General features: G+C 76.3%; 5 protein-coding genes. 2 read left to right on the plus strand and 3 right to left on the minus strand.

Translation table 11 applies throughout. The annotated features are described in order from the left end of the window. Nucleotides 1-193: 193 nt before the first annotated feature. Nucleotides 194-1,237: a trypsin-like serine peptidase gene (locus tag ABEB16_RS09370; RefSeq protein WP_345711990.1), complete on the plus strand. Its 1,044-nt coding sequence runs from the start codon at nt 194-196 to the stop codon at nt 1,235-1,237. A 61-nt stretch (nt 1,238-1,298) separates the two neighbouring features. On the opposite strand, the gene ABEB16_RS09375 is transcribed toward ABEB16_RS09370, so the two are convergent. After that, nucleotides 1,299-2,768, minus strand: coding sequence for an NAD-dependent succinate-semialdehyde dehydrogenase (locus ABEB16_RS09375; protein WP_345711991.1), 1,470 nt, complete (start codon nt 2,766-2,768; stop codon nt 1,299-1,301). A gap of 9 nt (nt 2,769-2,777) precedes the next feature. Then, complete coding sequence (locus ABEB16_RS09380) at nt 2,778-4,223, minus strand: gamma-aminobutyraldehyde dehydrogenase (RefSeq protein ID WP_345711992.1); 1,446 nt, start codon at nt 4,221-4,223, stop codon at nt 2,778-2,780. A 208-nt stretch (nt 4,224-4,431) separates the two neighbouring features. Here ABEB16_RS09380 and ABEB16_RS09385 point away from each other — a divergent pair, with 208 nt between their 5' ends. After that, the gene (locus tag ABEB16_RS09385) at nt 4,432-4,833 is read left to right on the plus strand and encodes a pyridoxamine 5'-phosphate oxidase family protein (RefSeq protein WP_345711993.1); all 402 of its coding nucleotides are present in this window, start codon (nt 4,432-4,434) and stop codon (nt 4,831-4,833) included. 25 nt (nt 4,834-4,858) lie between these two features. Here ABEB16_RS09385 and ABEB16_RS09390 read toward each other — a convergent pair. Beyond that, nucleotides 4,859-5,267, minus strand: a 409-nt coding sequence (locus tag ABEB16_RS09390; protein WP_345711994.1) for a DivIVA domain-containing protein, incomplete at its 5' end; no start/stop codon positions are given.

Here is a 5,267-nt window from a genome sequence, read left to right on the forward strand (position 1 = left end):
CCCGTGCTGCCGAGGAGCACCACCCGCCGGGCGGCGGGCGGTGCGGGGCTGTCGGGGGCGGTGTGGGGCGTGCTCACCGGCCCATTCTCGCCTCACGCGTCGCCCGGGTGGCGGGCGGTGTGCACGGCAGGCGGGTGTCGCGCACCGGGTGGGGCAGGATGAGGTGCGACGTCCCCGACGGAAGGATCCCCGGATGCCCGCACGCACGCGCCGTCCGCTCCGCGCCCTCGCCGGCGCCCTCGCCACCGGCGCGCTGGCGGAGCTGGCGCCCGCCGGGCAGGCCGCCGCGGCGCCGGCGGCACCGGCACCGGGCCCTGCGACGACCCTGCTGTCCGCGGCGGGCGGCGCCGGCGAGCAGCAGCGGGTCGCCACCTACTGGACGCCGGAGCGGATGCGGGCGGCCGTCCCGCTGGACGTCTCCCGCACCGCCGAGCAGCAGGCCGGCGGTACCACCGCGGGCGCGAGGCCGCTGAGCGCCACCACCGCGCTGTCGGAGGTCGTGGGACGCGGCAGCCGCACGACCGCGGCCCCGGCGCAGACCACCGGGGTGCCCTGGAGCGGCGGCGGCGCGGTCGCGAGGATCGCGGGCAAGGTCTTCTTCGTCTCCGGGGGCCGGCCCTACGTGTGCTCCGGCAGCAGCGTCGAGAGCGGCAACCGCAGCACCGTGGTGACGGCGGGGCACTGCCTCACCGAGGGCGGCGTGGACGCCACCGACGTGGCGTTCGTCCCCGGCTACTCCGCCGGCAACGCGCCGTACGGCACGTGGGTGGCCACCGCCCTGTCGACGACGTCGCAGTGGCGCGACGGCGACCAGGCGACCGCGGCGGCGATGAACTACGACGTCGGCTTCGCGGTGGTGGCCCCGCGCCCGGACGGCGCACGCCTCGCCGACGTCGTGGGCGCGTTCCCCATCGCCTTCGACGCCCCCGCGGGCCAGCGCCTCGCCGTGTTCGGCTACCCGTCCTCCGCGCCCTACGACGGGCAGTCGCTGCAGCACTGCCGGGGTCGCGGCTTCGCGGACACCAGCCCGCAGAGCACCGACCTGGGGGTGAACTGCTTCATGACGGGTGGCTCCAGCGGCGGCCCCTGGCTGTCCGGCTTCGACGGCAGCACCGGCACGGTGACCTCCGTCGTCAGCTTCAGCTACGCCGGCGCCGACTCCGTCCTCTACGGCCCGCGCTTCGGTGCGGTCGTGCGCGAGGTCTACACCGCGGCCTCCTCCCGCGCGGTCGCCTGATCCCCGGGCCCGCGCGGGGGACGCCCCGGTACCCCGCGCGGGCCCGGGGGCCCCGCCCCGCTCAGGGAGCGGCGATGCCGACGTACTTGGTCGACAGGTACTCCTCGATGCCCTCGACACCGCCCTCGCGGCCGAAACCGGAGGCCTTGACCCCGCCGAACGGGGCCGCGGCGTTGGAGACGACACCCTGGTTGAGGCCGACCATGCCCGTCTCCAGGCCCTCGGCGACGCGCAGCGCCCGGTCCAGACCGCGGGTGTAGGCGTAGGCCACGAGCCCGTACTCGGTGTCGTTGGCCAGGTGCAGGGCCTCCTCCTCCGTCTCGAAGGTCACGACGGGGGCGACGGGCCCGAACGTCTCCTCGGTGAGCAGCCGCGAACCGCCGGGGACCCGGTCGACCACCGTGGGGGCGAAGAAGTACCCCTGCTCCCCCACGGCCTCCCCGCCGGTGAGCACCCGGGCGCCGGCCCCCACCGCCTCGGCGACCCGGCCCGCCACACCCTCCCGGGCTCGGGAGTCGATGAGCGGCCCCACCTGCACGCCGTCCTCGGTGCCGCGGCCGATGCGCAGCGCCCCCATGCGCTCCGCCAGCGCGCGGGAGAAGTCCTCGGCCACACCCGCCTGCACGTAGAAGCGGTTGGCCGCGGTGCACGCCTCGCCGATGTTGCGCATCTTCGCCAGCATCGCGCCCTCCACCGCCGCGTCGAGGTCGGCGTCGTCGAAGACGAGGAACGGGGCGTTGCCGCCCAGCTCCATCGACAGCCGCAGCAGCTGCTCGGCGGACTGCTCGACGAGCTTGCGCCCCACCGGGGTGGAGCCGGTGAAGGTCAGCTTGCGCAGCCGCGGGTCCCGCACCAGCGGCTCCACGACCTCGCCGGTGGAGGTCGTGGTGACCACGTTGAGCACCCCCGGCGGCAACCCCGCCTCCGCGAGCAGCTGCGCCAGGGCCAGCATCGTCAGCGGCGTCTGCGTGGCCGGCTTGACGACCAGCGTGCAGCCGGCGGCCAGCGCCGGGCCGATCTTGCGGGTGCCCATGGCGAGCGGGAAGTTCCACGGGGTGATCGCCAGGCAGGGGCCGACGGGCTGCTTCATGGTGAGGAAGCGGCTGCCGCCGGCGGGGTTGACCGAGTACCGCCCGGAGATGCGCACGGCCTCCTCGGAGAACCAGCGGAAGAACTCCGCCCCGTAGGCCACCTCCCCGCGCGACTCCGCCAGCGGTTTGCCCATCTCCAGCGTCATGAGCAGCGCGAGGTCCTCCGCCCGCTCGGTGAGCAGGTCGAAGGCCCGCCGCAGCACCTCCCCGCGCTGCCGCGGCGGGGTGGCCGCCCACGCCGGGAAGGCGTCGGCGGCCGCGTCGAGCGCCGCGCGCCCGTCGGCCACGGTCGCGTCGGCCACCTCGGTGAGGGTCCGCCCGGTGGCGGGGTCCTCCACCGCGACGCTCGCCCCGCCGGCGGCCTCGCGCCACCCGCCGCCGATGAAGAGCCCCGTCGGCACGGCCCCGACGACGGCCGCCTCGCGCTCGCTGCTGACCACGGCTGCTCCTCAGGACTCGATGTTCGCCATGACGTGCTTGATGCGGGTGTAGTCCTCCAGGCCGTACACGGACAGGTCCTTGCCGTACCCGGAGTGCTTGAACCCGCCGTGGGGCATCTCCGCGACGAGCGGGATGTGGGTGTTGACCCACACGCAGCCGAAGTCCAGCCGCTTGGTCATCCGCATCGCGCGGCCGAAGTCCTTCGTCCAGACGCTGGAGGCCAGCCCGTAGCGGGTGCCGTTGGCCCAGCGCACCGCCTCGTCCTCGTCGGTGAAGCGCTGCACGGTGATGACCGGGCCGAAGATCTCGTCGCGCACCGCCTCGTCGCCCGGCTGCAGCCCCGCCACGACCGTGGGGGCGTAGTAGTAGCCCTCGGCCAGCTCCCCGCCGAGGCGCTGCCCGCCGGTGACGAGCTCGGCGTGCCCGGGCAGCCGGTCCACGAACCCGGACACGTGCGCCAGCTGGTCGGCGTTGTTCACCGGGCCCACCGCGCTGTCCTCCGCGAACGGCAGGCCCACCTTCGTGCCGCGGGCCTGCTCCGCCAGCGCGGCGACCAGGTCGTCGTGGACGCGGGGGCCGGCCAGCACCCGGGTGGCGGCGGTGCAGTCCTGCCCGGCGTTGAAGTAGCCCGCCGCGGCGATGGCCTCGGCCGCGGCGGCGGTGTCGGCGTCGTCGAACACCACCACCGGGGCCTTGCCGCCCAGCTCCAGGTGCACCCGCTTGACGTCCCGGCTGGCCGCCTCGGCCACCTGCATGCCCGCCCGCACCGACCCGGTGATGGCCACCAGCTGCGGCACCTCGTGCTGCACGAGCGCCCGGCCGGTGTCGCGGTCACCGCAGACCACGTTGAGCACCCCCGGCGGCAGCACCTCCTGCGCCAGCTCCGCCAGCAGCACCGTGGAGGCGGGCGTGGTGTCCGAGGGCTTGAGGACGACCGTGTTGCCCGCCGCGAGCGCGGGGCCGATCTTCCACACCGCCATCATCAGCGGGTAGTTCCACGGCGTGACCTGACCGACGACGCCGATGGGCTCGCGCCGCACCCAGGACGTGTGGCCGGCGAGGTACTCCCCCGCGGCCCGGCCCTCCAGCACCCGGGCGGCGCCGGCGAAGAAGCGCAGCTGGTCGACGGCCGGGGGCAGCTCCTCCGAGCGGGTCAGCGCCACCGGCTTGCCGGTGTTCTCGACCTCGGCGGCGACGAAGTCCTCCGCGCGCTCCTCCAGCAGGTCCGCCAGCTTCAGCAGCGCCCGCTGCCGCTCTGCCGGGGTCGCCTGGCCCCAGCTCTCGAAGGCGCGCCCGGCGGCGGTGTAGGCGGCGTCGACGTCGGCGGCGCCCGACACCGGGGCCGTGGCGAAGGCCCGGCCCGTCGACGGGTCCACCACCTCGCTCGTCCGCCCGTCCGCGGCGGGGACGGCCTTGCCGTCGACGACGTTGTGCAGCGCGCGCACTGTGCTCACAGCTGGGCTCCCTCGACTCCGAGCGGTCCGACAGCGCAGACCCTAGTCCGCGGCGGGCCCGGGGGCAGCAGGGGCGCACGACGACGGGATGCGTGCTGCGACCAGGCCGGTGCGAGCGCTTCCGCGGCCGAGCACCCCGCCGCGCGCGGAAGCCACGGCCCACGGGTGCGCGGCGCGGGCCTGCGTGGGCGGGCGCTACGGTGCCCGGGTGCGCCCGCAGCTGCCCGACCTGCCCCCGGCCGCGCTGGAGTTCCTCGTGGAGCGGCACCTGGCCACGCTCACCACCCTGCGCGCCGACGGCAGCCCGCACGTGACGCCCGTCGGGTTCAGCTACGACCCCGCCGAGCGCCTCGTGCGCGTCATCACGGACGGCGCCTCGCGCAAGGCCCAGCACGCGGCGGCCGGCGGGCGCGCCGCGGTCAGCCAGGTCGACGGCCGCCGCTGGCTGACCCTGGAGGGCCCGGTGCACGTGCGCACCGCGGCGGCGGAGGTGAGCGAGGCGGAGGAGCGCTACGCCCGCCGGTACCGGGTGCCGCGCCCCAACCCGACGCGGGTGGTGCTCGTGATCGCCGTCGACCGCGTCCTGGGGTCGGTGCCGCCCTGGGGGTGAGGGCGGGTGCCCGGCAGCCGGTGGCTCACGTGCTCGCGCGCTGCGCCTCCAGCGCGGCGAGCAGCTCCACGACGCGGTCGAAGTAGGCGTCCACCGGCACCTCCCGGTAGCCGCGCCGACCCCGCCGCGGCCGGAACAGCGCCGCCCGCACGTCGGCCGGTCGCAGCGACCGGCGACCGGCGAGGTGCTCGAAGACGATGCGGCACAGCGCGTCGACGTCACCGGGGTGGTAGGTGCGCTCCAGCCGGCGCCCGCGGGGGAAGCGCTGCCCGCCGGGGGCGGCGAGCCGGCCCCGGACGGTGGCCGACAGGGCGCCGAGCCGCTCCGAGCGCCGCTGCCGGTGCTCGGGCGCGCGCAGCCGCTCGGCCTCCATCGCGGCCAGGGCGTCCTCGACCTCCTCGAGCACGGCATCGGTGGCTGCGGTGTCGTAACCG

Origin of the sequence: Kineococcus glutinatus, from assembly GCF_039542765.1 — a bacterium.
Lineage (GTDB): Bacteria > Actinomycetota > Actinomycetes > Actinomycetales > Kineococcaceae > Kineococcus_A > Kineococcus_A glutinatus.

What these genes read in the sequence shown, in the direction of transcription:
- ABEB16_RS09370 (WP_345711990.1), top strand. Translation starts at nt 194, where the DNA reads ATGCCCGCACGCACGCGCCGTCCGCTCCGCGCCCTCGCCGGCGCCCTC.